This is a genomic window from Mucilaginibacter sp. SMC90, assembly GCF_022811725.1.
Classification (GTDB): Bacteria; Bacteroidota; Bacteroidia; order Sphingobacteriales; family Sphingobacteriaceae; genus Mucilaginibacter.
Window position 1 is genome coordinate 4,544,095 of the sequence record NZ_CP094527.1, and the last position, 25,825, is coordinate 4,569,919.

Annotated in this window: 22 protein-coding genes; 15 read left to right on the forward strand and 7 right to left on the reverse strand. The window is 42.7% G+C overall.

Translation table 11 applies throughout. The annotated features are described in order from the left end of the window. Window positions 1-211 precede the first annotated feature (211 nt). Entirely contained in the window at window positions 212-2,272 is a 2,061-nt protein-coding gene (locus tag MTO98_RS19230; protein ID WP_243480519.1) for a glycoside hydrolase family 127 protein, read from the reverse strand. 391 nt (window positions 2,273-2,663) lie between these two features. Here MTO98_RS19230 and MTO98_RS19235 point away from each other — a divergent pair, with 391 nt between their 5' ends. The 13 genes from MTO98_RS19235 to MTO98_RS19295 all read left to right on the forward strand — a co-directional run bounded on the left by MTO98_RS19235 (window position 2,664) and on the right by MTO98_RS19295 (window position 15,940). After that, window positions 2,664-3,839, forward strand: a complete 1,176-nt coding sequence (locus MTO98_RS19235; protein ID WP_243480521.1) for a GDSL-type esterase/lipase family protein — start codon at window positions 2,664-2,666, stop codon at window positions 3,837-3,839. Window positions 3,840-3,899: 60 nt separating this feature from the next. Then, on the forward strand, window positions 3,900-4,517 hold the full coding sequence (locus MTO98_RS19240; RefSeq protein WP_243480524.1) for a hypothetical protein: 618 nt from the start codon (window positions 3,900-3,902) through the stop codon (window positions 4,515-4,517). A 6-nt stretch (window positions 4,518-4,523) separates the two neighbouring features. Next, a complete protein-coding gene (locus tag MTO98_RS19245) occupies window positions 4,524-4,913 on the forward strand; it encodes an SxtJ family membrane protein (protein WP_243480526.1) in 390 nt (129 codons plus the stop codon). Between the two features lie 11 nt (window positions 4,914-4,924). Then, window positions 4,925-5,074, forward strand: a complete 150-nt coding sequence (locus MTO98_RS19250) for a DUF5989 family protein (protein ID WP_243480528.1) — start codon at window positions 4,925-4,927, stop codon at window positions 5,072-5,074. A 1-nt stretch (window position 5,075) separates the two neighbouring features. Continuing rightward, window positions 5,076-6,890 carry a carbamoyltransferase gene (locus tag MTO98_RS19255; RefSeq protein ID WP_243480530.1) on the forward strand — a complete coding sequence of 605 codons (1,815 nt, stop codon included), beginning with the start codon at window positions 5,076-5,078 and terminating at the stop codon, window positions 6,888-6,890. Window positions 6,891-7,168: 278 nt separating this feature from the next. Next, on the forward strand, window positions 7,169-8,032 hold the full coding sequence (locus tag MTO98_RS19260; protein ID WP_243480538.1) for an AraC family transcriptional regulator: 864 nt from the start codon (window positions 7,169-7,171) through the stop codon (window positions 8,030-8,032). A 153-nt stretch (window positions 8,033-8,185) separates the two neighbouring features. Beyond that, window positions 8,186-8,857 (forward strand): HAD family phosphatase, encoded by a 672-nt coding sequence (locus MTO98_RS19265; RefSeq protein ID WP_243480540.1) that lies wholly within the window; start codon window positions 8,186-8,188, stop codon window positions 8,855-8,857. A gap of 220 nt (window positions 8,858-9,077) precedes the next feature. Continuing rightward, window positions 9,078-10,127, forward strand: coding sequence for an alcohol dehydrogenase catalytic domain-containing protein (locus MTO98_RS19270; RefSeq protein ID WP_243480542.1), 1,050 nt, complete (start codon window positions 9,078-9,080; stop codon window positions 10,125-10,127). Window positions 10,128-10,145: 18 nt separating this feature from the next. After that, a complete protein-coding gene (locus tag MTO98_RS19275) occupies window positions 10,146-11,120 on the forward strand; it encodes a Gfo/Idh/MocA family protein (RefSeq protein ID WP_243480550.1) in 975 nt (324 codons plus the stop codon). Window positions 11,121-11,149: 29 nt separating this feature from the next. After that, window positions 11,150-12,115 carry a sugar-binding protein gene (locus tag MTO98_RS19280; protein WP_243480551.1) on the forward strand — a complete coding sequence of 322 codons (966 nt, stop codon included), beginning with the start codon at window positions 11,150-11,152 and terminating at the stop codon, window positions 12,113-12,115. Next, the gene (locus MTO98_RS19285) at window positions 12,116-13,675 is read left to right on the forward strand and encodes a sugar ABC transporter ATP-binding protein (protein ID WP_243480552.1); all 1,560 of its coding nucleotides are present in this window, start codon (window positions 12,116-12,118) and stop codon (window positions 13,673-13,675) included. It abuts the gene before it with no gap. 10 nt (window positions 13,676-13,685) lie between these two features. Then, window positions 13,686-14,645 carry an ABC transporter permease gene (locus MTO98_RS19290; RefSeq protein ID WP_243480553.1) on the forward strand — a complete coding sequence of 320 codons (960 nt, stop codon included), beginning with the start codon at window positions 13,686-13,688 and terminating at the stop codon, window positions 14,643-14,645. 86 nt (window positions 14,646-14,731) lie between these two features. Next, window positions 14,732-15,940, forward strand: a complete 1,209-nt coding sequence (locus MTO98_RS19295) for an acyltransferase family protein (protein WP_243480554.1) — start codon at window positions 14,732-14,734, stop codon at window positions 15,938-15,940. 101 nt (window positions 15,941-16,041) lie between these two features. Here the strand turns inward: MTO98_RS19295 and MTO98_RS19300 are convergent, their stop codons facing one another. After that, a complete protein-coding gene (locus tag MTO98_RS19300) occupies window positions 16,042-16,755 on the reverse strand; it encodes a LytTR family DNA-binding domain-containing protein (protein WP_243480555.1) in 714 nt (237 codons plus the stop codon). Further along, a complete protein-coding gene (locus MTO98_RS19305; RefSeq protein ID WP_243480556.1) occupies window positions 16,755-17,786 on the reverse strand; it encodes a sensor histidine kinase in 1,032 nt (343 codons plus the stop codon). The genes MTO98_RS19300 and MTO98_RS19305 overlap by 1 nt, the downstream gene beginning before the upstream one ends. Before the next feature lie 200 nt (window positions 17,787-17,986). On the opposite strand from MTO98_RS19305, the gene MTO98_RS19310 reads away from it, so the two are divergent. Further along, window positions 17,987-18,832 carry a hypothetical protein gene (locus MTO98_RS19310; RefSeq protein ID WP_243480557.1) on the forward strand — a complete coding sequence of 282 codons (846 nt, stop codon included), beginning with the start codon at window positions 17,987-17,989 and terminating at the stop codon, window positions 18,830-18,832. A 139-nt stretch (window positions 18,833-18,971) separates the two neighbouring features. On the opposite strand, the gene MTO98_RS19315 is transcribed toward MTO98_RS19310, so the two are convergent. Beyond that, complete coding sequence (locus MTO98_RS19315) at window positions 18,972-20,048, reverse strand: two-component regulator propeller domain-containing protein (RefSeq protein WP_243480558.1); 1,077 nt, start codon at window positions 20,046-20,048, stop codon at window positions 18,972-18,974. 17 nt (window positions 20,049-20,065) lie between these two features. Then, window positions 20,066-20,701, reverse strand: a complete 636-nt coding sequence (locus MTO98_RS19320) for a YceI family protein (RefSeq protein WP_243480560.1) — start codon at window positions 20,699-20,701, stop codon at window positions 20,066-20,068. Between the two features lie 103 nt (window positions 20,702-20,804). Between MTO98_RS19320 and MTO98_RS19325 the strand changes: the two genes are divergently transcribed. Beyond that, on the forward strand, window positions 20,805-21,695 hold the full coding sequence (locus MTO98_RS19325) for a winged helix-turn-helix domain-containing protein (protein WP_243480562.1): 891 nt from the start codon (window positions 20,805-20,807) through the stop codon (window positions 21,693-21,695). A gap of 321 nt (window positions 21,696-22,016) precedes the next feature. Here the strand turns inward: MTO98_RS19325 and MTO98_RS19330 are convergent, their stop codons facing one another. Further along, entirely contained in the window at window positions 22,017-24,113 is a 2,097-nt protein-coding gene (locus tag MTO98_RS19330) for an alpha-L-arabinofuranosidase C-terminal domain-containing protein (protein WP_243480563.1), read from the reverse strand. A gap of 85 nt (window positions 24,114-24,198) precedes the next feature. After that, a complete protein-coding gene (locus MTO98_RS19335) occupies window positions 24,199-25,764 on the reverse strand; it encodes a glycoside hydrolase 43 family protein (RefSeq protein WP_243480565.1) in 1,566 nt (521 codons plus the stop codon). Window positions 25,765-25,825: the final 61 nt, after the last annotated feature.

Sequence of the window (25,825 nt, forward strand, 5' to 3'; positions counted from 1 at the left end):
GCTGTCGCGAGCAACCCCGGCATATCAGTTCATCTGGTAAATTTTACTGCATAATATTGGCCTCCTTCCTCGGAAAAAACATCCGACTATATAGTTATTTGTGGTATTGGTAAAAAAATATGGGCAAAAAGATCCCGGCCGATGCTTTTGCATCGATTAAAAATACCCGGCAGCCTGTTTTTAAGGTTACCAGGTGCTTACCATCTTATATTTATTGATTATTTTCTTTCTTTATCCAAACCTCATAAGGCGAACCCGGCTGGTGGTTGCCCAAAGTATAAAATGGTACAGCGGTAATGCTCACCTGTTTACCCGCTTCATCATTTACCTGGCCGGTAACAACATTCACGCCGTTAAGCAGCTGTGGTTTATAGCTTACTTTCAAATCTGTTTTAGGGCTCAATGTATAGTTTTTGAGGTCAGGGTTGTCTACCGTTTCAAAAGCATAAATAATTGGCCCAGAGGCGATAGCCAGTTTATTTTTTATAGTTTGCACAGAATCATTAGCAGCAACTAAACGTGGTGTCATCGGTAATTGCAGTTCAACGATGTCGCCTTTTTTCCATGCACGGTTTATAGCTACGTAACCGTTTTGAGGCTCAATGGCCAAATCTTTACCATTTACTTTCAATACTGGTTTGCTATTTAAATTTGATGAATACAAATCATACGGATTTTCTTTCCCTTCGGCCCACCCCGGGATCCTTATTTTCATGGTGAATGCTTTTCCATTTTGTGGGTTAACCTCTAACCTTACATTTCCTTTCCATGGGTAACCGGTTGTTTGTTTGATCAATACATCCTCACCTTTTATTTTTAAAGAGGCCTCGCTGCCAATGAACAAGTTTACATACACATCATCGGCACTGTAACCATAGATGTATTGAGGCAATGCCCCCGCCATTTTTAAGATCATCGGCGGGCAGCAGGGACAATCATGCCATGACCAGCGCTTGTTGCCATTACCAACAAGCGGATTTTCATAAAAATACTGCTCGCCATTAAGCGATATGCCGGATAAAAAATTGTTGTAAATAATACGCTCAAACTCATCCATGTATTTGCCGTCGGCTTCCATTTCGTTCATTTGCTGGCTAAAGAAACCAGCACCAATTGATGCGCAGGTTTCAAGATAAGCCGACTCGGGCAGGAAATAATCTTTTCCAAAGCGCTCTCCGTCTGCAATAGCACCCTCTCCCCCGGTAATAAACATCCGCTTCCCGGTCATATTTTTCCAGTAGTTAACGGCAGTATTGGCGTAAGCGGCATCACCGGTTTCCATGGCAGTAGCGGTAACACCGGTTGCAAGCAGTGTTGCCCGTACAGCGTGGCCTTCAATAGTTTTTTGCTGTACTACCGGCATATGATCCTGGTTATATGAACTGTCGGATTTACGGGCATGGCTGCCATCAGGCTCACCGTAATTACCTCTGTCGTTAATCCAGAATTTCACCATAGCCAGGTACTCTTCTTCCTTAACAGGCGCGGTTATTTTGTTTTTTAATGATGGCTGTTCCTTAAAAAGCTGGTATAATTTCAATAAAGCTTCTTCAGGGCCACCATGACCTGGAATAACATTACTTTTTGGCGCAGGCCCTATTTGCGTATAGATATAGTTACTGAGTTTAACCGCTACATTAAGCAATTTAGTTTTGCCGGTAGCGCGATAATAGTGTACCGCAGCTTCCATCAGCATACCCGAATTGTAAATATCATGCTGCCACTTATCATCGCCTCCGTTGGTACCCCAGCGTTTATCAGGCCGCACAAGCGTAGTGTAGGTGTTGATATACCCATCAGGATCGGCATTTTGAGCAGCAGCAATCCTGTCAATATAAGCGTCTATCTTTTTTTCAAGCGCCGCATCAGGGTGCTCTTCCAACAGGTCGGCAGCACCGCGGATAGTTTCATAAACCAGGCCGTCATACCATGGTGGCCCATCATGCGCGCCCGTATTTTTTTTGCCTTGCGCAACGAGGTCAAAATTCAGAAAGGCATTACGCGTTCGGCCAAGCTTTGCCTTTTCGGCAATAATATCCGGACGGTCGGGTTCGTATTTTCCTTCCAGTTTGTCAAAAACATCATATACGGTTTTGGTTGTCCATACCTTTAGTTTAGGACTCCAAAAGCCATCATCAACTTTTACCTGCTGAAAAGCAAGCGGTTGAATAATTCGCTTTGGCTGCCCATTTGACTGTGCCGAAGCCACAGAAGATACAAAAGCAACACAACCAAAAACTACAGCAGCACGGTATTTTTTTAGTAAAAACATTAGATAAATATTAATTATTAAGGTTAACAAATTGGATGACAGAACACTGCCGGATACAATGCCTCTATTTATGTCGCAAGTTGAGATTTATGCGTGTGCTCTTTTTGCACAATCTTAACTTTTTCTTACACTCTGTTGATATTGTAAAAGCATGCCGAGTTTACTTTTTAACACCTGTCTTTTTAAAAACTATTGTTTTTCAGATATAAAGCCACATCTGTAAAGCAATATTGCTACCTCAAAAAGTCAATTGTGTGCAATATACGGCAAAGCGGGTGTTAAATGCTTTGAGTACAATTGGCCAACTTTAAACTCCGTTAAGCCACAGCGCAATATATTTTTGAACCGGGCAAACACAACAATTATAAACAACCGACAACATTTTTGAACTATGAGTAATGCCGGCGCTGTAACGCAGCACAACAATAATAAACACATACGGCAACGCGTCTTACTTTTTAAAGTAATAGCTGCATTATTACCGCTGTTGCTGTTTGTTGTGTTTGAACTCTTACTGCGCTTATTTAACTATGGCGAAGATCTGAGCGTTTTTATTCCTGATAAAAGCCTGCCGCAGTGCATGGTTTTAAATCCTCATCTATCCGGCAGGTATTTTAACAACAAGGCCAATGCTACAGTAGGCAACTCAGAGCCATTTGCCCGGACAAAACCAGCCAACACACTCCGCTTTTTTGTGCTTGGTGAATCCACTACAATTGGTTTTCCTTACATGCACAATGGCTCCTTTCACCGATGGCTTAAATACCGTTTGTTACGATCCTATCCTAACAAAAATTTTGAGATCATCAACCTTTCGCTTACGGCAGTTAACTCTTTTACTGTATACGATATAGCCAAAGCGCTGCCCGCATACCAACCCGATGCTATACTTGTCTATTGCGGGCACAATGAATATTACGGTGCAATGGGCGTAGCTTCAACAAGTTCGCTGGGCAGTAATCCAGCTATCGCCCCTATTATTATCAGCCTGAAACAGCTACGTGTTGTTCAGTTTGTGTTTAACTTATTTTCACCTTCAGACAAAACAGTTGATACCAGCAAAAACCTAATGGAGCGGATGGTTGCCGAAAGGCGCATTCCCTTCGGGTCGAAAACCTATAAAAAAGGCATCGAGAATTTTACGGCGAATATGGATGCCGTTTGCAAACTTTTTTCCGATCGGCATATTCCCGTATTCCTTAGCACCCTGGTAAGCAACGAACATGATATCAGGCCATTTATAGATAACCCTCAACAGGATGCCGGAAGACTTTTTAAAAAGGGACAGGCTGAAAGTAAAACGGGAAATATTGCAGCAGCAAAGATTGCTTTCAGGCAGGCAAAAGAGTACGATGAGCTGCGATTTAGGGCACCTGAAGACGTTAATAATGCAATTATAAGGCTTGCGGCCAAATATGCATCGGTAAAACTTGTTGATACCCGCAAACTTTTCGAGGCAAACTCCCCCCAGCAGATTATCGGCAACAACCTGATGCTGGAGCATGTACATCCTAATCTTGCCGGGTATGCCCTTATATCCGAAGCATTTTATAACAGCCTGTACTAAACAGGGATACTGCCGCCACCAGGAGCCGATAGCCTTAGCTTTCAAAAACTCCGCGAACAAATGCCCGTTACCGAGACCGATTCATGCTTTGGCGCTTATGCTATTGCTTTATTGAAACAACGCTGGCCATTTAACGAAAATACTAAAATCGCTAAGCCCCATCAAAATTTTGAGGACTCGCTGGCATATGCTATGGCTTTTAATGATCTGAAATGGAATAACGTCATGGACCAGCTGATGACGCATTATCAGCAGCAAAACAATTTGTCTAAAATGTTAAAGGTGGCAGAAGCTGTTATGCTTGAGTTTCCGTCAGATCCAACTTTCTATTTAGCAGCAGGTGATCTGTGTATACGCAAAAATGAAAAAGCAACAGCCGAAAACTACCTGGGCCGCGCATTTGCATTGCAACCCAATATGCAGCTTGCGCAAAAGCTATTTACTATAGAAATGGAGTTGCAACATTTGGATAGTGCCTTGCAATACATTGACTATGGTCTGAACGTATCGCCGGGAAACAATAAGTTGGCCAACGCGCAAAAATTACTGCAAAGAATGATAACCATTGCAAATACACCTAATGCAGCAAAGGCAGACTACCGTGAGCTTGCCAACGCTTACCAAACGTTCGGGCAACAGGAAATAGCCGGGCATTATCGTCAATTATCAATTCAATAAAACGTTATGGCCACCCAGCAAAAACAATTATCAAACCGCGCATTCTGTTTTCAAATGGCAGGAATTTCCTTATTCCTGGGGCTGTTGCAATATTTTACAGGAAAACATTTTTATCTGGAGCTGCTGATATTGTTTCTTATTTTTTCCCTGATTGCAATTATACGCCCATCTGTCGTTAACCGATTTCAACAAGCATGGATGGCTGCGGGCGATTTCATGGGCAAAATCAGTACTTTCTTACTATTGGGCATTATCTATTTTGCTGTAATAACACCTTTTGCCCTATTCTTACGGGTAATCAAACTAAACAAGTCTGTCGGTAAATTTAATACAGAAGCTTCCACCTACTGGGAAAATCCCCAACAAACGTCATCGTCAATGACAAACCAGTTTTAACAAACTTAATAATGGAAACAATTACAGAGTTTTTGAGCTTTATGGTACATCGTCGCAAGTATTGGCTGTGGCCGCTTTTCTTTATCCTGTTTTGCCTTGCTTTGCTTGTTGTTGTGGCCCACGGCACGGCGCTTGCACCCTTTATATACTCATTGTTTTAAAATGTATATATTGGGGATATCAGCTTTTTATCATGACAGTGCGGCCTGTATTGTATTTAATGATGAAATTGTAGTTGCCGCGCAGGAAGAACGGTTTACGAGAATTAAGAACGATGCCGATTTTCCTGAAAAAGCCATAGGCTACTGTCTGCAGGAAGCCGGCATTACCATGGATAATATCAGTTATGTTGTATTTTACGAAAAGCCATTCCTTAAGTTTGAGCGTATCATTGAAACTTATATCACCAGTGCCCCCTTTGGCTTTACTTCATTTATAAAGGCGATACCGCTATGGATAAAGCAAAAACTATTTCAGAAAAAAGCTATTCTGAGCAGCCTGGCAACTTTTGCAGAAAGTAAAGGATTTAACAAGCGCAAACTATTATTTTCAGAACACCACCAGGCACATGCTGCATCAGCCTTTTATCCTTCACCATTTAATGAAGCGCTGGTGCTCTGTGTTGATGGTGTTGGCGAATGGGCAACTACAACAATATGGATAGGCAAAAAGAATGAATTAACACTTAAAAAGGAGATCAAATTTCCGCACTCGGTTGGGTTGCTATATACCGCGTTCACTTATTACCTCGGTTTTAAAGTTAACTGCGACGAATACAAGGTAATGGGCCTTGCTCCCTACGGCGAGCCAAAATACGCAAACATCATTTTAAAGGAACTTGTAGATCTTAAACCCGACGGATCATTCAGGTTGAACATGCATTACTTTGATTATACGTCGGGTCTTAAAATGGTGAATAATAGGTTTTGCAAATTGTTCGGGCAACCGGTGCGTGCTAAAGAAGCAGAGATAACCCCGTTTCATATGGATTTAGCGGCTTCAATTCAAACGGTAACCGAAAAGATAATGCTGACTATGGTTACTTACTTCAGCAATTTATATATGCTTACCAATTTATGCCTTGCAGGCGGCGTAGCCCTGAATTGCGTAATAAATGGTAAAATATTAACCCAAACGCCAATTAAACAGTTATGGGTACAGCCTGCTGCGGGCGATGCAGGAGGCGCGCTCGGCGCAGCGTTAACAGCCACTTATCAATACATCGGATTTGAACGAAAAGAAAAAGAAGGCAGTGGGGACGATATGAAACTATCGCACCTTGGCCCGCAATTCAGTTCAGAGCAGGTGGCGTCGTTACTCAGCAAAGCATCGATACCATTTAAGCAATATCAAAGGGAGGATTTTATCGATAAAGTTGCCGAAGCTTTGGAAAACGGCAAGGTGATAGGATGGTTTAACGGTCGCATGGAATATGGGCCAAGAGCGTTGGGTTGCCGAAGTATCATTGCAGATTGCCGCCTTCCCGAAATGCAAAGCCACTTAAATAAAAAGATCAAGTTTCGGGAATCATTCAGGCCATTTGCACCCGCAATTTTACGCGACAAATTATCGTCATTTTATAACCTTGATCAGTGCAGCCCTTACATGCTGCTCGTAGCTGATGTAAACCACGATGAAAAAATAGTACCGAAAGCAGGTTTGCATTATTTTGAACAACAACAACATGCATATTCAAAGCTCCCGGCAGTAACACACGTTGATTACACATCGAGGATACAAACAGTCGGTGTTGAAAATGGACTCTTTTATGAATTGATCGACACGTTTTACGCGCGTACCGGATGCCCCGCCATCATCAATACATCGTTCAATCTCCGCGATGAACCTATTGTTTGTACTCCCGAAGATGCGTTGAACTGTTTCCTCCGGTCGGACATGGATATTTTGGCTATTGAAAATATCATTGTTTATAAGGAAGATATTATAGTAACCGATGTGCCTGGTTCATCAACATAGACAAACGTGTTCAAGTTTATGGTAATTGGGTTAAAAAAAACATCCCTCGGGCACGTGATCTTTGTAACAGTGAGTTTTAAGCAATTCTCTCTTCGCTCATTAATTGGTTAATGCCGGCGTACATCACCAAAAATGATATGCCGGCTTTTTTACAACCTGTTGAGGCCTGCTAATGCTATTTCTTGATTAACAAATGAATTATACAAAATGTCATATTTACAATTATTAAATTTAATGTTTATATTAGGACAGCCAAAGCCAATATAAACTATTGCATTATGAGAATTTTCAGGGAAAACATTTTAACTCCAGACAGTTTGCTGGTTGTTAAGGAAGAAAGTTTTAAATACAACGATTTCCCATTTCATGCCCACCCGGAGTATGAGATCATCTTGATACTTGAAAGCTGCGGTCGCCGTATTGTGGGCGATAGCATTACCGAATTTTCGGCCGTTGATCTTTGTATGTTCGGGAGCAACCTGCCGCATACTTTTTACACCAAGGGGCTAAGTAATTACGAAGCTGTAAAACAGGTTGTGATCCAGTTCAATGAAAGTTTTCTTGGCGCAGGCTTCTTTGACCGCAAGCCGTTTTCCCGGATCAAGGACCTGCTTAAACGATCTTCGCAGGGTATCGTTTTCTCTGGCGCTACACGCGATGCGATGACCAAACATATCCAGTCACTGGTCAACAAAAGCAATACCGAAACCATAATTGATGTATTGAGCATACTTCACCTGCTCTCCCTGTCAGATGAATACGTTTTACTATCAAGCCCGGGTTTTGCAAACCAAATGAATTCAGATGAATCGACGAGGATGAGCAAGGTGTATGATTATATCCTCGAAAATTTCAAACGCGACCTCACACTGGAAGAGGTTGCCTCTATTGCCTACCTCTCCCCATCTGCCTTTTGCCGTTACTTTAAAAAATTCACCCGCAAAACGCTTTCGGAATTTATGATCGACCTGCGGATTGGCTACGCCTGCAAGTTGCTGCAAAACAACAATATGGGCATATCTCATGTAAGCATGGAAGCCGGCTTTAACCATGTGTCATATTTTAATCGCAAATTCAAAGCTATAAAAGGCGAAACACCTATGGAGTACCAGCGTCATTTTCAGATCCGTAATGCGCGCTGATGCTCATGTAAATTTGTCAATCGGGTTCTATTTTTAGTCAAGATGGTTTGTATACCCTACAGGCCATTATTGCATTTTAGCATTCCTAACCCACCCTCAGTTTAACCTTTTAAACCAATAAACTGCATTGGGTTTGACTAAATACTACATGCTATGAAACAAGCCAAGGCGCTATTATTTGATTTGGACGGAACACTTATCGACTCTGAAATTTGGCATTATCACTGCTGGAACAATTTACTCGGATCATTTGGTAAACATCTTGACCACGACCTGTACATGCAGCAATACTCAGGTGTATCGTTAGAAAAAAATGCCACCCGGCTTGTCAATGAATTTTCACTTGATGTTAGTATCCCCCGGTTTATTGAAATGCGCGAAGCGCTGATGCTGCAAACCTTTAAAAATGATTCGATTGAGCACATGCCTTATGCCAGCCAGATCATTGAGCATTACAGGCGGTTAAACGTACCTATGGCCCTGATAACCTCAAGCTCGCAAGAAGAAGTTGAAGTTGTGCTCTGCAAAATGGGCATGCACAACGTTTTTGATAAAATTGTTTCCCGTACTGATGTAAAAAACTTCAAACCCCATCCTGAACCATATCAACGTGGTGTTGAATTACTTGGTTTTACCACCCATCAATGCATAGCCATCGAAGATGCTTTACCCGGCATTCAATCGGCCAAAGCTGCCGGTTTAATGTGTATTGCCGTGCAGGATAAACTTTACCACGAATTTCAGCAAGCGGCCCTTGCTGATGTGGTATGCCACGATCTTATGGAAGCACAGCAGTTTATTTCCCAGCATTATCAATTCGTTTAAACCGGTACTTTTAATACCTGTTAATCTCATCAATTCTGTTCAATTTCTGGTAAAGCGAGTATTAAATACAGCTAAGTTAAATTGGGACTTTTGAATTGTTAAGCAACGGAGAGCATTTTATTACAAAGCTTTCCTGCACGTAAACCTATTGTATTTTATCCTTAAAACACACAGCGCTCGCAGCCGTGTGCAGGCTTGAAATTATTTATTGCAACAATATATGTTAAACGAGAATTTAAACATCAAAATTCCCAAAGAGGCTTTATTTGCCCGTTTTTTAGGCAAACAAAAAATTGATTTTGAAACGCGCACCGTACCTGAACCTGGTCCCGGACAGCTGCTTTTGCAAAACAAATCAAACTCATTATGCGGTTCTGATTTCCCTTTCCTCTACAACGGTAATGCAGAAATTGCCCCCGGTCATGAAATAGCAGGGATAGTAGTAAAAGCAGGAGAAGGCGCAAATACCAAACCCGGTACACGCGGGGTAGTTTTCCTGATGGGCTACTGCGGTAAATGCCGCAATTGTAAGCAAGGAAACACCAACCAATGCCTTGATAAGCAAGCCGATTATGGCTTTACCCATGATGGAGGCTATGGCTCATACAGTGTCATTAACGAAAATGTATTTTTCCCGATACCCGACGATGTTACCTATACGCAAGGAACACTTTTACTGGATATCATGGGCACTGGCGGGCATGCCATAAAACGGGCACAACTGGTTCATCAATCGCCCAAGTCGATGCTTGTTTTAGCTGCAGGACCGATAGGTTTAGGGATACTTGCTATGGCTAAGATCATATACGGCAAGGATTTTCCGGTACTGATAACCGACATTGTAGACTATCGGCTTGAGCTGGCAGAAAAACTTGGCGGCCTGCCCATTAACCTTACCAAAGGTACCCTTGCAGAAGGTATGGCGCTGCATGGTTTTAAAGAGGCAGATATCGCTATTGATTCGAGCGGAAAGGAAACTGCCCGTCGTAGTGCCCTTGATGCACTGGCCCAACGCGGTGCATTAATCTGTGTTGGTCATGGCGAAGGTTTACAACTTAAAATATCGCCCGATCTGATAGCTACTGAACGGGCTATATTGGGCAGCGAATACTTTAGTTACAATGAACTGGCCAATAATCTTGAACTGTATCTGCAACACCGGGATTATCTCGACAAGATCATTACCCACACCTTCCCTATCGCCCAGCTGGAAGAAGCCTTTAACACTTTTGTTAACCGGAACACAGGGAAAGTAATTGTTGAATACTAAACTATCAGATTTAAAATAATGAAAACTAAAATAGCCTTATTGGGCACAGGCGAGTGGTGGGGCTGGCATCATGCCCGTGTATTAACCGAGCACCCTGATGTAGATTTTTGCGCAATAGTTGGCCGCGATCCTGAAAGAACAAAACAGCGTGCCGCAGAGTTTAACGTTACTCCGTATACTGATATAGCTCAAATGCTGGAAACAGAGCAACCGGATATGATTGCGGTTTGTCTGGGCAATAAACAGCATTATGAGCCTACGCTGCAACTCATTAAAGCAGGAGTACCCCTTTTTGTAGAAAAGCCTTTAGTATTTGATTTGACTGAAGCAGATCATCTGCTTGAAGAAGCTGATAAAAGAAACCTGTTTTTTGCACTCAATTTTAACCACCGCTGGGCTTTGCCGGTTCAAAAGGCGGCGGAGGCTATTGCTCAACAAAAATTGGGTAACCTGGTATTTGCCACCTGGCGCTTTGGAGGCGAAGGACCGGAATGCCATGAATGGGAAAATCTTATTGAAACGCAATGCCATGGCTTTGACATGCTGGAGCATTTATGCGGCCCGATAGATAGTATTGCCATGCAGGTTTCAGATGCTTCAAATAAAGGGTTCAGCACTTATGCTATAGCTTTACATTTTAAAAACCACGCAGTAGGCAGCATGACAGGCAGTTATGATACTTCATACGCTTATCCATCTACACATCACCTTGAGCTCAACGGAACAAAAGGAAGGATAGTAATTGAGGATACGGTTAAGCGCTATAGCTTCCAGGAAGCTGGCAATGAAACCGCCGAAGTATGGCAGGCGGGATATTTCAACGATAAAGACAGAATGTTTCATCACGCGTTCGACAAGCATTTTGCCGACATGTTAAGTGCATTTAGGGCCGGCGAACAACCGCCCGTACATGCACGCGACGGGCGACGGGCACTTGCCCTGGCCAAAGCGGCTATTGAATCATTTGAAAAAGGAGCTATTGTCAAAGTATAGCGGTAATACTTATTTGTTATTTTTAATGCATGAAACCGTTAACGTTTATCAAATTACGCGCAGTGCCGGTTGCTTTGTTAGCTGCCGCATCATTATTAGGAGGTTGTAACCGCAATCATAAACCTACAATAGCATTTGTGGCAGGTGCCGCAACCGATTTCTGGACTTTTGCCGAAGCGGGATGTAAAAAGGCCGATGCTGAATTGAAAGATTATGATGTGATTTTTAAATATACTACCGACGGTGCTACCGAAGAACAAAAACGAATAACAGACGACCTGATGGTTAACGGAGTAGCCGGAGTTGTAATTGCACCGCTTGACCCTTTAAATCAAGGCCCTTTTGTAGACCGAATGGCTTCTAATATCCCCGTTATCATTACCGACAGCGACATACCTAAAAGCAAAAGACTTTGTTACATCGGGACCAGCAACATTGAGGCTGGTCACGATGCCGGCAAACTGATCAAAGAAGCACTACCCGAAGGCGGCAAGATCATGTTGTTTGTTGGCAAAGCAGACGCTCAAAACGCGATTGACCGGATACAAGGTATTAAAGAAGAGCTTAATGGCAGTAAGATAGAAATTGCCGGGATAAAAACAGATAATATCGACCGGGTAAGGGCCAAAGCCAATGTAAACGACGTTTTAGTAAGCAACCCCGATGTAAAATGTTTAGTAGGCCTTTGGAGCTATAACGGACCGGCCATTTTAAACGCGGTTAAAGAATCGGGCAAAGCAGGCCAGGTTAAAATAGTTTGTTTTGACGAAGAAGAACAAACACTGCAGGGCGTAAAAAGCGGTGAAATTTTGGGTACTGTTGTACAGCAGCCCTTTGAATTTGGCTACCAGTCTATACATATGATGGCTAAATATTTATCAGGCGATAAGAAAAGCGTTCCGGCCAACGGGCAAGTGATCATCCCGGCAACCATAATTAAAAAGGATCAAATTGACCAGTTTATCGCAAAAACTAACAGCCTCAGACAAAAATAAATGAATATCCAGCCATCCGGTTCATTTACACAGCAAGAAGAAAATGCAGCTGCAATCCCCTCGCATGCCGGTATGATGTTGCACATGCAGGATATTTGTAAAGACTTTTCGTCCGTCAGCGTATTGAAAAACGTGCAGATCTCGCTCCAAAAGGGCGAGGTCCTTGCGTTGATGGGCGAAAACGGCGCGGGCAAATCTACCCTGATGAAAATACTTTGCGGTATTCATCAACCTACTGCCGGTACCATAAAGCTGGATGGCAATACCGTTGCACCAGGCAATGTAAGCGATGCCATGCAGTTAGGGTTCATCCTCATTCACCAGGAATTAAACCTGCTTGATAATTTAGATATAGCCGGCAATTTGTTTCTGGGGCGCGAATTCCGGACCCGTTTAGGGCTACTTGATAAAAAGAAACTTTATGCAGAGGCCGAAAAAGCCTTGCAGCAGGTTGGCCTTAATATTGATCCGCATATTTCAGTTGCGGAATTGTCCATAGCCCAACAACAACTGGTGGAAATTGCAAAGGCTCTGTCGCAAAATGCTAAAATTTTAGTAATGGATGAGCCGACATCAAGTTTAACGCTTAAAGAAACTGAGCAGCTTTTTCAAACTATATTGCAGTTAAAAGAGCAAGGGGTTTCCATCATTTACATTTCGCACAGGCTTAACGAAATCATCCGGATAGCCGATCGCGCAGTAGTACTTCGCGACGGGAAAAATTCAGGTGAGCTTTCAAAGAATGAGCTCAACCATGAAAACCTGATCCGGCTTATGGTGGGCCGGGACATTCAATTCAATGAGCGGTCTTTAACCAAATTTTATGGCGAGCCTAAGGTTTTCCGGCTGGAGGCCCTGCGTACCTCCCGGTTTCCTGACCGCGAGGTTACCATGCAAATACAATCGGGCGAGATAGTGGGAATATCAGGCCTTATTGGCTCAGGGCGTACCGAATTAGCCGAAACCATTTTTGGCATACGCCATGCCGTTGGCGGCACGCTGTCAATGAACGGACATGACATTAAGATCCTCCATCCGCGGCATGCCCTTGATAAAGGAATTTTCCTGGTACCAGAGGACAGAAAAAAGCAAGGTATTTTTACCGAAATGAGCATCACCGAAAATATATCGATGCCAAATCTCTCCAAATATGCCAGGGCATCTATTATCAACAGGCAACTGGAAGAAAGTGCAGCCACAGGGCAGGTTAAAGCTATGAACGTTAAATGCAATTCGCCTCATGACCTCCTGAAAAACCTGAGCGGCGGAAACCAGCAAAAAGTTGCAATTGCAAAATGGCTGGCTATGCAGCCCGCTATGATCATTTTTGATGAGCCAACCCGTGGTGTAGATATTGGTGCCAAAGATGAAATATATAAAATGATGCGGCAACTATCTAACGAGGGTATTATCGTGATGGTTATAAGCTCGGATATGGAGGAGATCATCCGCATCAGCGACCGTGTTATTGTAATGTGCGAGGGCCAAATAACCGGCGAACTATACCCTGCAGATTATACAGAAGAAAATATTATGGCGCTTGCCGTTGGCAATGCTTAAACACTCCGCAATGAAAAAAGAAAAAGGAATTCTTATAATTTTTGTTATTTTATGTATTTGTGTAGCCATTGGCAACCCCAATTTTTTAGGAGCGGCCAACCTTCAAAACACCACCCGGCTAATAGGTATTTTTGGCATTTTTAGTATCGGCAGCGGGATAGTAATTATTACCCGGGGTATTGATCTATCTACAGGTTCTGTTTTTGCCCTGATTGGGGTATTATTAAGCCTGTTACTTGTTAAAGCGCAAATAGCGTGGCCAGTTGCAGTGTTGTGTATTGTTATATTGAGCCTGTTGATAGGCACTTTTCATGGCACACTTATAGCCCGTTTCAAGATCCAGGCATTTGTGATTACTTTATGCGGGTTGCTGTTTTACCGGGGCCTTGCGCGTTTCATATCTAATGATATTACCATGGGCTTTGGTTACGCCGAAAATTTTGAAGGTTTGCAATACCTTGCAACAGGCAATTTGTTAGGAGTGCCTGTACCATTTATTTTACTCATCGTTATTGGGGTAATAGCCTGGCTATTCCTGCACCGCTCTGTGTACGGCCGTTATCTTTTTGCCATTGGCCGAAACGAGGATGCGGCTTATTATTCAGGCATAAATGTAAACAGGGTAACCATGCTGGCCTATATGATTTGCGGCTTTTTGACCGGTATTGCAGGAATATTGCTTGCTTTATATACCAATGCTATTGCCCCTTCTTCGCACGGCAGCTTTTACGAATTGTATGGCATAGCTGCGGCCGTGCTTGGCGGCTGCTCATTACGTGGCGGAGAGGGTTCAATTGTGGGGATAATTATAGGTGCGGCAATGCTGCAGGTGATCCAAAACCTTGTTAACCTTCTTGGTATACCAAGCTCTCTTAATTTTGCAGTTATGGGGGTAGTGATACTCATTGGTGTACTAGCCGATAAATTCATCATCAACAGGCCGTCGCTGGTAAAAAAAGCTGCTCAATAGGCAACCATTAAAAAAACATTCAGCTTCCCTTGTAAATTTGCGGATCTGGCGAAAGAGTGATACCTTAATGAATATTTACAGCGCCGATGACCGAAAAAAGCACATTCATAAACCCGGTTGTACCTACTGCCAGGATTGCTTCAGTGGATATATACCGAGGTTTCGTAATGCTGCTGATGATGGGAGAAGCGCTATCTTTTGGCAGCGTAGCTACTGCACTGCCAAACAGTGGCATTTGGCATTTTCTGGCCTTCAATCAATCACACGTACCCTGGACCTGGCTCAGTCTTCACGACATGATCCAACCATCGTTTACATTCCTGGTGGGCGTAGTGCTGCCTTTCTCACTGGCCTCCAGAAAAAACAAAGGAGCAACAACAGCCACACTTATTGCCCATGCCATGTTGCGGTCACTGATCCTGATTTTCCTGGGCATCTTTTTACGGTCAATAGGTAAACAGCAAACCTACTACACTTTTGAAGACACCCTCACCCAGATAGGTATGGGTTACACTTTTTTGTTCATGCTTGGCTTTTGTTCCCGAAAGGTACAAATCACTGTACTCTGCATCATTCTGATCGGATACTGGCTTGCATTTGCGCTGTACCCTTTGCCCGGCCCGGGGTTTGATTATGCGTCTGCCGGCGTAAGCCCAAATTGGGAACACAACTTACACGGGTTTGCTGCTCATTGGAACAAAAACACCAACCTGGCCTGGGCGGCCGATCGCTGGTTCCTTAATTTATTTCCGCGCAGCACTCCCTTTCTTTACAATGACGGCGGCTACTCCACATTGAGCTTTATTCCAACACTCGGCACCATGATACTCGGGCTTTTAGCAGGCGGCGTCTTAAAAGAGACTTCACAAAGCAGCATAAAGTTAAAATTTTTCATCACCACAGGGGTCTGTCTTATCGCATTAGGGGTATTGTTGCAATTGACAAACCTCAACCCTATCGTAAAGCGGATATGGACCCCTGCCTGGGTAATTTTTAGCGGAGGGATCTGCCTTTGCTCCCTTGCATTATTTTATTGGCTTGCTGATCTGAAACAATACAAAAAGCAGTTTTTCTTTCTCAGTGTAATAGGCACTAATTCTATTGCAGCTTATGTAATGTCAGACGGAGGACTGCGGCAATACATTTCTGATAATCTTTACACTCACCTTGGGTTCCATTATGACCAGATGTTCGGAGTACCCTACGCTACACTCATTAGCGGCGGTTTAACCCTTATGTTCCTGTGGCTGATACTTTATTGGATGCACAAACAAAAAATATACATTAAAATCTGAACACGTTGAGTATTCAATAATTAAAAATGCAATTTGGCCGCATTAATTGGATAGTATAAAAAAGAGTTATTTCCCAAATGCAAATAGCAGGCGTATAACAATTAACGCCCTGCATTCGCTTGGATTGCCTTTAAAAAACCGGCTTTAAAAAGCCTTCCCAAAGGCAGCGATTTATTGGTGAGCATTACCTGATCAGCATTAAAACTGGTGACTTTGTCTAAAGCTACAATGAATGACTTATGGATTCTCACAAACAAATTCACAGGAAGCTTTTCTTCCAGGTAACCGAGCTTTTCAGAAGCGATGTATGATTTATCATTTGTATGAACTTTAACATAATCGGCCAGTCCCTCAATGTAAAGGATCTCCTTAAGTAAAATTTTTACTTGTTCTCTCCCTACCTTAAAAAACATATATGCATCAATCATGCTTTCCGTAGTTTCCATAGCTTTGGCCTGGCTGCCCCAACTATGCATAAACCTTGCTATGGTCTTCATAAACCGTTCCTGAGTGATGGGCTTAACCAGGTAGTCAAAAACCTCCATTTCAAATGCATCCGCAGCATATTCGCGGTAAGCAGTTGTCAGGATAATTTGGGGGCTTAATTTTAATGACTTTAGCAATTCAAGGCCGGATACCTTCGGCATTTGAATGTCGAGAAAAAGCAGATCGACCTGATTTTTTTGCATAAAAACAAATGCATCCAGCGCATTATTTAATGAAGCGATAACCTCAAAATCTTCGAGCCCCGAAAGGTGCAGTTTAATGAGTTCTCTTGCCGGCTCTTCGTCATCAACTACTAAACAGCGAATCATTATTTTTCAATTTGGATTTTTAATACAACAAGGTAAGAATTTGGTCCTTCAATTACTTTTAATTCATGTTTATCAGGGTAAATCAACGCAAGTCGTTTCCTGACGTTCATTAAACCAATGCCGCCTTTGTTCTGGGTTAATTGTTTTACGTTCCCATCGCAGCTGTTTTCAATCATAATTAAAAATTGATCAGCGTTTCTGGATATATCAATCCTGACCCAGCTTTTTTCAATTGAATCGGCAACGCCGTGTTTAAAGCAATTTTCAATAACCGGCAGCAGCAGTAATGGGGCCAACTTAAGGTCGTCGATCTTGTCAAAAACATTTACAGCAACATCCACCCTGCTACCATACCTGTTTTTTTGGAGTTCAATATAGTGTTTAAGATAGTCAATCTCTTCTGTGAGTGCTATAGTATCCTTTGATGCATCATATAAATTGTAATTAAGAAAGCCGGACAGATGGGCAATTAAAGCAGCCGTTTCCGGACTGGATTTTAATGCCGTTCCGTAAATGTTATTAAGTGTATTGAAAACAAAATGAGGCTGCACCTGCGACTTGAGCACATCCAGCTCTGCAAGTGTACGTTGCTGCAATAATTCCTGTACCTGGTGCCTTTCCTGATACCAGTTTTGAATGGAATAATATAAGGCATACAAACCGGTTATGGCGTAAAGGTTCACAAAATCTACCAGGAATTTTCCCGGTGAAAACAGCGGCATATTTAATGCCATAGGGAAGTAACGCGGGTAAATAATATAATAATTAAAATAACGCCTGATCAACAGCAACAAAGCAGAGCTTAAGATCAGCAGGAGCCCGAACATAACCTTCCGTTTTTTTTGATAGTAGTGCCTAAAAAGAACATGTACAACCAGTATCGAAAAGATAAGTGACACCGGCAAAGCCATGCAGGCATTGATAAAATAACTATTGTAGTCGCCGTACAGAGATGCCAATCCAAGCCACTGGTATAAAAAATACAGCAGCCAGAATACGCCGTTGAAAGCGATATCATTATTGAGCTTCATGGTTAGGCATTTTTAAGCAAGATAAATATTTCCGGTCGTTCATTGTGAGGATTGAGGATACCCAACCATCATGTTTTCGACCAACGACCTGATTTTTCGGTCAACGCCAGATATCGACAATTTTGGTTGTGTGCAGAAGAAGAGCACTTAAGCGCGTCCACAACTCTATTTTTGATTCAGCAACTCAAATTTAAAATCCAATGAAAAATCTGATCATTATTGGCAGGGCTTTTTACGCATCGGCGCTGTTTGTATATGGCCTTCAACAACTTTATTTCGGAACCTTCAGGGATGTATTTTTCTCAGTTTACCAGCAGCACCTTCCATTCTTAAATATATTGTCTTATATATTCGGGATATACCTGATGACAACCGGCGTGCTCATTTTGATGCCCAATAGCGGCAAAAAGGCCTCACTGATACTTGGTGGCGTTTTCATGGCGTTATTTTTGGGCACTCATATAACTTATGAACTCATATCCGAACCCAACAAATTATACCATCTGGGGCTGTGGACTACCCCACTGAAGGAACTTGCCCTCGCGGGTGGCGCTTTTGTGGTTGCCCATTCGTTTGGCACACACCCAGGCGCGAAAAGCGTTTTTTTAGAAAAGCTTGCGCCGTACGGAAACTTATTCTTTTTATACACCATAACCAGTTACGGTATTTCCCACATCATTTATGCCCCCTACCTGGTTGGCAATGTTCCGAGTTGGATGGCCAACCATCTTTTTTGGGTCATGCTTACCGGCGTTACGCTGACCGCCGGCGGTATTGCTATAATTCTCGGCATCCGGATCAGGATCATCGCTTTATTTCTATCTCTTCAAATCTTTCTGTGGGTATGGCTGGTGCACGTTCCCGGAACATTATCTACCTCTCTTACAGCTAACAGGGGAAACTTGCTGGCCAGTGCTTTTGATGCCCTTGCTTTTAGCGGTATTGCTTTATTAATTGCTATAACAATGAAAAAGCAGCAATGGGTAGATGATATCGAAAAATGGGGCGAAAAGGAACAGCCTGCAAAATACCCAGCCGAAGAATAACCTCATAATGAATATTTGATACGATGCGTTCATCAACGGTGCGGACTATCACTGATTTAAAAGCTTTAATGATATCTGAATCTCCCTGGCCTGCTTTTGCATATAGAATTGAAAAAGATAAACGAACTGCTAATGCTAACTACTTTCTATTTTCTTTGTTTTTGAAATCAGTAACCGTGTTTCCATCATAACGATACACGCCATCAAAAGCACCAAACCAAATATTTCCTTTATTATCTTCAAAAATTCCAAAAGTCATTGGTTTATTTGTTATTTCGGTTACAGTTGGATTTTTATCAGACAATGACTTTTCATCGTAACGGGAAAGCGCCCAGGCTTTGGTATTGGCGCTATAACCAATAAGCACCTTGCTCAGATCATTTATGCCCTCTGAACTGATCCAGATATTGCCTTTTTTATCTTCATAAACATAGCCGACAAACTTTTGGGTAAAATTAGTAAATGTGCGGCCGTCATAACGCCAAAGGCCATTATAGCCGCCAAGCCAAACATTACCTTTTTTATCTTCAATTACAGAACGAACATTTGTAAAAGGCTTACCGTTATGGGTAAAAACAGCAAAAGTTTTTCCATCATATACAAAGGTATTGCCTCTCGTAGCAAACCAAAACTTTCCTGCTTTATCTTGAATGATAGAGGTAACTTCATAAGGAGGCCTATCCTGAAAAGTTTTCCCTGTCGGGTCTTCATTCATCGTATTTTTATTTATGATATAATTTCTAAATGATGTTCCATCATACCTGCTTGCGCCACCGCCGGTGCCAAACCAGATATTGCCAGCTTTGTCTTCATAAATACAAGTGATCTCATTATTAAGAAGGCCATCCTTAGTAGTAAAATTACGAAAGGACCTCCCATCGTAATAGTAAACACCTGAGCCAATAGAGCCGAACCACAAATTGCCTTTTCTGTCTTCTAAAACTGAAAAGAAGCGTGCTGAGCTTATTTTATTTGTGATATTAGTAAACGATTTTCCATCGTATTTATAAACGCCGCCCCATGAAGCAATCCAAACGTTGCCCCTCCTGTCTTGTATGATATTGCGGGTGATATTGTCAGGTGCGGCGGCTGTGATTACACTTTGGGTTTCGGAGTTATTATTATCTTTTTGCAAGTCTGTTTTGACTTGTCCTTTGCAGGAAGTGCAAAAAACAAGCGTCAGGAGCAATACGTAAATTTTTGAGTTTCTTTTCATTTTTCTTTTATTTACAGTTATTTCGCGATAAACACCAACTCCAGGTTCACCAAAATATCATCGTCAACAAGATGGTCTTTCAGGGCGTCAAACGGGTTCCAGAATTTCTGTTCCGGCTGATGATTTATATTCCACTTTTTTCGGTCGATAGTCATGCTTGCAGTTGCTGTGATCTTACTGCCATTCTGCTTCATAATAGTTTTAAATTCGATAGGGTTAGTCACACCTTTAATGGTCAGCTCCCCCGAAACCCTATAGGTAGAGAGAGGCTGCTCCGGAAGCATCTTTTTAACGAGCATAGTGGCTGCAGGATATTTTGAAACAGCAAAGAACTCTTCACTTCTCAGCTTATCATCCACTTTTTGTCGCCCGTCAACTGATGCTTCATCAGTACTCTTCATACTGTTCATGTTAATGCTGAAAGTTCCGCGCGTTGGCTTGCCGGCGGTAAAGCTGTTAAGCGTACCCGAATTGAATAGAATAAAACCATTATGCCGGTTTTTGGGCGCTTTCCAAAACAGTTTACTGTTTTGAACATCCAGCTGGTAAACTACGTCTTGAACATCATTCTTTTGCTGGGCCAGTACCGGAAAATAAATTACTCCTGCCAGCAGAATAGTCAGACAGGACAACACTGTTCTCTTATTTTTCATCAGTTATCAAAGTTGATTCACCGAAATTACTTTGATATCTTTCAGCCTGAGGAATCGGGATTGTAAATAAAAATGTAAACTTTGTAAATAAAATTTAAATAGTATGAGGAACGGCCGAGATCTCCTTTCCGGGAAACGCAAATACCTGTTTGGATTGATATTACTCTTTTTTGGCTGTGCTGTATGCGCGGCCTTCAGTAAGGACGGCAATGACGATTTTAATATCGCCAGAAGGGAAATTTTGCTCCGCAAAATCGGACATGAACTGCTCTTGCAGTCGGGCGATAGTACTTCAAGGGTACTTCCGGTAGAAAAGATCGCGGAAAATGAATACCAGATAAGGTTTGAGAACGAGATCACTTTTCAACCAGATTCTCTTATGCTCACTATCCGGCGTTTGCTGGCCAAAAATCCGCTTGCAAATGATTACATAGTCAACGTTCTGAACTGTGGAAACGCCAGTGTAGCCTATGGATACGCCATATCCCAAAATAAAAAAGATGATATTATAGCATGTATAGGAAGAAAGCAGCCCCGAGCATGTTACATGATCAACATTAAATTCAAATCAGCAGGAATTAGTACCGCAAAAAATAGATATCTTTTGGGCAGCCTGCCATTTTTGGCATTTGTTGGTTTCATTTTTTTCAAATCTGTTAGGCCTCGGCGAGCTTCCACTAAAGGAAGCGGCACCAATATATTCACTTTGGGCTCCGTTTTGTTTGATGCACAAGAACGGCAACTGACAATAAATAAGAAAAACATAGACCTAACCGGGACCGAAACGCGTTTGCTGCTCATTTTCGCATCGTCTCCTAATGAGACCATAGAGCGAAGCCGGCTGCAAAAAGAGATATGGGAAGATGAAGGCGTAATTGTGGGGCGTAGTTTGGATATGTTCATATCAAAACTTAGAAAGAAATTGGAAGGCGATCCCGATACCAAAATTGTTGTTATACGCGGAAAAGGATATAAGCTTGAGATTGACTCTTAAAACGGACCAACCACTCGAAACCGATCTTTTAAGCCTTATTTTGAATTACCCAAAGGGTATCATTAAATATTTGCAAAGCTTTGGCATTTCAGTTTCAATGATTGTCATCCTTATCAGAAAATCATATATCCGTACTTCCAGTATAGCGTTCCGTACAAACGGGGCCAGCATGCACTATCTAAGCTTAACTAATCCATCCAATAAGCTATCGCCAGGATCTCACCCGGCGGTTTAAAAATAGCTCGTAAAGAGGTTTATGGCAATAAAAAGGAGGCTTAGGGATTTAGTCCCCAAGCCTCCTTAAAAAAGTACTGGTTATCGTTATTTCATCTTAGCAAGCTGAATGATATTGATAGAATATGGATCGAAAGTTTGGGTAAAGCTTTTACCCAGTCCGGTGACTTTAGAAGTCACCGGTACTATCTTAGCAGGATCATCAATGGTATTGGTGTCAGTCGGATTATTTCCTTTCAAAACAATCCTGGTGCCGGTTGAAGATATGCTGCCGTTGATATTTACATTAATTTTCTGGGCTGTATTGACGGTATTAACCACTTTCAGATAAACGGATTTTTCGTCCTGCGTGGCAACGTAAAATATAGCCGGACGTTCCGCTTTTGGCCGGCGGGCGTTAGGTGGCCGGCGGCTTAAACCAATGGTATCCTGATCTGCCGGTTTTCTCATCGGTGCATTTTCTGCAGTGATCTCCACCACCTTTGTTCCGAGATAACTACCAAATAACTTCTGCACGTAATAAGATGGAGAGCCATAACTTGATAACGCATTGTATCCAATAAGGTCAGAATCCCATTGCCAGGCCTTAGGCTTTCCTTCTGCTGCCGGATTAACATTAACAAATAAAGGCGCATAGCATGACCGTTGTACAAGGTCGCTGTTACGTTCCATGCCAGTCATCCAGGCGGCATCTCCAAGCGCGGCGTTCAGGTTAGTTGTAGGCGCACCTTCGCGGGTAGCCCATTCACCAACAAAAATTTTAGGACTTGAAGCGCGGTCATAGGTATCATATTTGACGGCATCTTCCTCCATTTCCCAGGCCGACTGGTAATAGTGCTCATCAATCATCTCGGGCACTACGCTTTTCACCCGGTCTGCACGATAACCTTCAATGGTTGAAATACAGCGTAATTGAGGATACTTCGCCTTGATTGCTGCCTGAAATTGTTTAAAACGGCCATCGTAACTTCCTGATCTGTCAAACCAGTCTTCATTTCCAATTTCAATATCAGTTAATTTAAAAGGCGCGGGATGCCCATCGGCTGCGCGTTTGGCTCCCCAATAGGTATTCACATCTCCCATGCAATATTCAATTTCTTCTAAGGCGTCCTGCACATAGGGCTCCAGTAAAGGGCCGGCATCCACATGATCGCCGCGCAAAGAGTAGCCGGCATATACCGCAAGCAAAGGTTCCATCTTCAGGTCTTCGCACCATTCCAGGAATTCCAGCAAGCCCATTCCGTCACTTGCACGATATCCCCAACTGCCGGCATGTCCGGGCCGTTGCTCTAAGGGGCCCAGCGTTGTTTTCCAGGGAAAAGCATCACCCAGATAAGGGCCTTCCAGAAAATTACCACCGGGAAAACGCAAAAATTTAGGTTTCATATCAGCCATCATCTGCATAATGTCAATGCGGTTCCCATTTGGGCGGTTATTGTAGGTGGGAGGGAATAAAGATACCAGGTTAAAATAATAAGTGCCGGTACGTTTTGATGATATAACCAACCTTGCATTGGCAGTAGGTTTTATATCAGAAGATGTAGTCAGTGTTAACTGATGCTTTTTCCAATAAATACTTTTCTCAAGGTTAATTCTGCCTTTTGCGTACACCATTTGGCCGTCAATGCTTTCTATGCTAACCTCAATTATCCCGGGGCCATTCTCTTCAAACACAGGTCCTGCAGCCGCAGCAGCATCGCGGCGATTTCCGCGAGGGATTTGAACGGTACCTGTTTTGATGTAAAAAGAACATTGATAAGTAGTTGATGGCTTAACCGGGATGCCCCAATAACCTTCGTTGGCAATACCGGCGCGACCGCCGTCCGCTTTTTCGACGGTGAGTTTTAAGCAGGTGGTCAGCGCGCTATTAATCGCGTTTCGACCCTGATCAGCAGGAACATTGGCCGGATTAGCCCCGATTAATTTAATAGAAGATACAACACCTGCATCCTGAACGACACTCCAGCCGTCGGGATTTTCAGGATTGTCTTTAAATGACCGGTTGCGGATCAGCTCTGCATAAAGCCCCCCGTCATAAGAATGGTTGATTTCTTCGGTCATCAATCCATATAGCTTTGGGCTCACATTCACTCCCTTGGATAGATCAAGGTTAAGCTTTGTTTGCGCCTGAAGTGAGCAAAAAGCAGTTAAACAAAATAGCGGTACAATTAATCGTTTTCTCATCGAATTAGTTTTAGGTTATGGTAGTATAACGTGATAAGGTTAAGGTTAAATTGCATTAAATAAACAGCAAGTCAACAAATCATTTTTAAAGCTTATTACTGATGTGGAAGAAATCGAAATCAACGTAGCCGCCGAAACTCTTGGTTGAATAATTAAACAAGCCAAAACGGTAACCCATAAAATGAGGAATGGTATAGGCCATTTGTAAAGTAGTGCCTATTTTTTCCCATTTCTTACCGTCAAAACTATAAAAAAAGGTACCCTGGTCCAGCTTATTCCTAAAATCACAGCTCGCCTTGAGATAAACTTTTTGCTGAGACAACGGTATTTCTGCAGCCTCTACAGCTGCTCCCGTTTGCGCATTGACCATAACAATCAATTTGCTCCCGCCATTTGATTTAACACCAACCCAGCCATAACGCTGCTGCAACAAAAGCAGGCCTGCGCAGTCACCATCTTGCATATGAGTAACATCAATTGATGTGATCCCGTTACATTCCGGCCCGATTGTGCGCTGCGTCAATGTATTACGGGCCAAAAGCACAGAGGTATCTAACCGACCGGTGGTAAGCCTCAGAAAGCCCTTATGTGCTTTTAACGACCATAAAGAATTATCAGGGTTGTGATTCCACTGCCATGCTAACGGAAGTTCAGGATCATCTTTTTTACGATCGAACTCATCGGGCGATACGATTCCCGGAATTAAGCTTTTATTCGCCGGCAGGTCAAGTGTGTCTGGAACATGGTTATCATTGCCTATTACCGGCCAGTCTTTGTCCCAGGTTACCGGCACCAGGTATGGTATCCGGCCAACCGATCCAAAATCACGAAACAGATAAGCGTACCAAATGCCCTTTGGGGTATTAATAAGGCCTCCCTGGGCAACCCCTTTATCTTGCAAACCGATACGGCCTTCGTAAGGCCCGGATAATTTATCCGCACGGTGGATTAAGACAGTCCTCATTCCTCCCTTTGGCCAACTGATGTTGAAAAGATAGTATTTACCATTTACCTTAAACATCTGCGAGCCTTCTGCAGGTAAACCAATAGCGGGCCCTGCTGCAGCGCTGGCATTCTCAATAATTACCTGGGGTTTGGTACCAGGTTTTATGCCCGACAGATCATCACTCAATTCGGCCAACATAATTTTCCCACTGCCATATATAATGTAGGCTTTTCCGTCATCATCAAAAAAAAGTGAATGGTCATGTAATGATGGCCTGAACGAGATTGCTTTCCAGGGGCCTTTTTCAATATTTGCGGTACTGTAGATATAGGTTTTTCCGGTGGTACCGGAAAAGGTGGATACATAAAAAATGCCTTTATGATAGCGGAGGCTGCTTGCCCACGAACCTCTGCCATAGCTGCTTTTACCATTGTTGAGGTTTAGTTCATCAACATCATCAAGCGTGTTGTAGGCATAGCTTACAAGTTTCCAGTTCACCAGGTCTTTTGATTTCATGATAGGTAAACCCGGGCTCATGTGCATGGTGGTGCTGCTCATATAATAGTTATCCCCAACCCTGATCATAGAAAGATCCGGTACATCAGCATACACAGTTGGGTTGGTAGCCTGTTGTGAAAAGCAAGGCAAGACAACTACGAGCCATAGCAGATATAGTAGGGTTCGTTTTCCTGAATTTTTAATCATTATATTATTTCGATTTTACTGTTAGCGCTTCACCTAAGTTACACCGGCAATGGTTTCAATA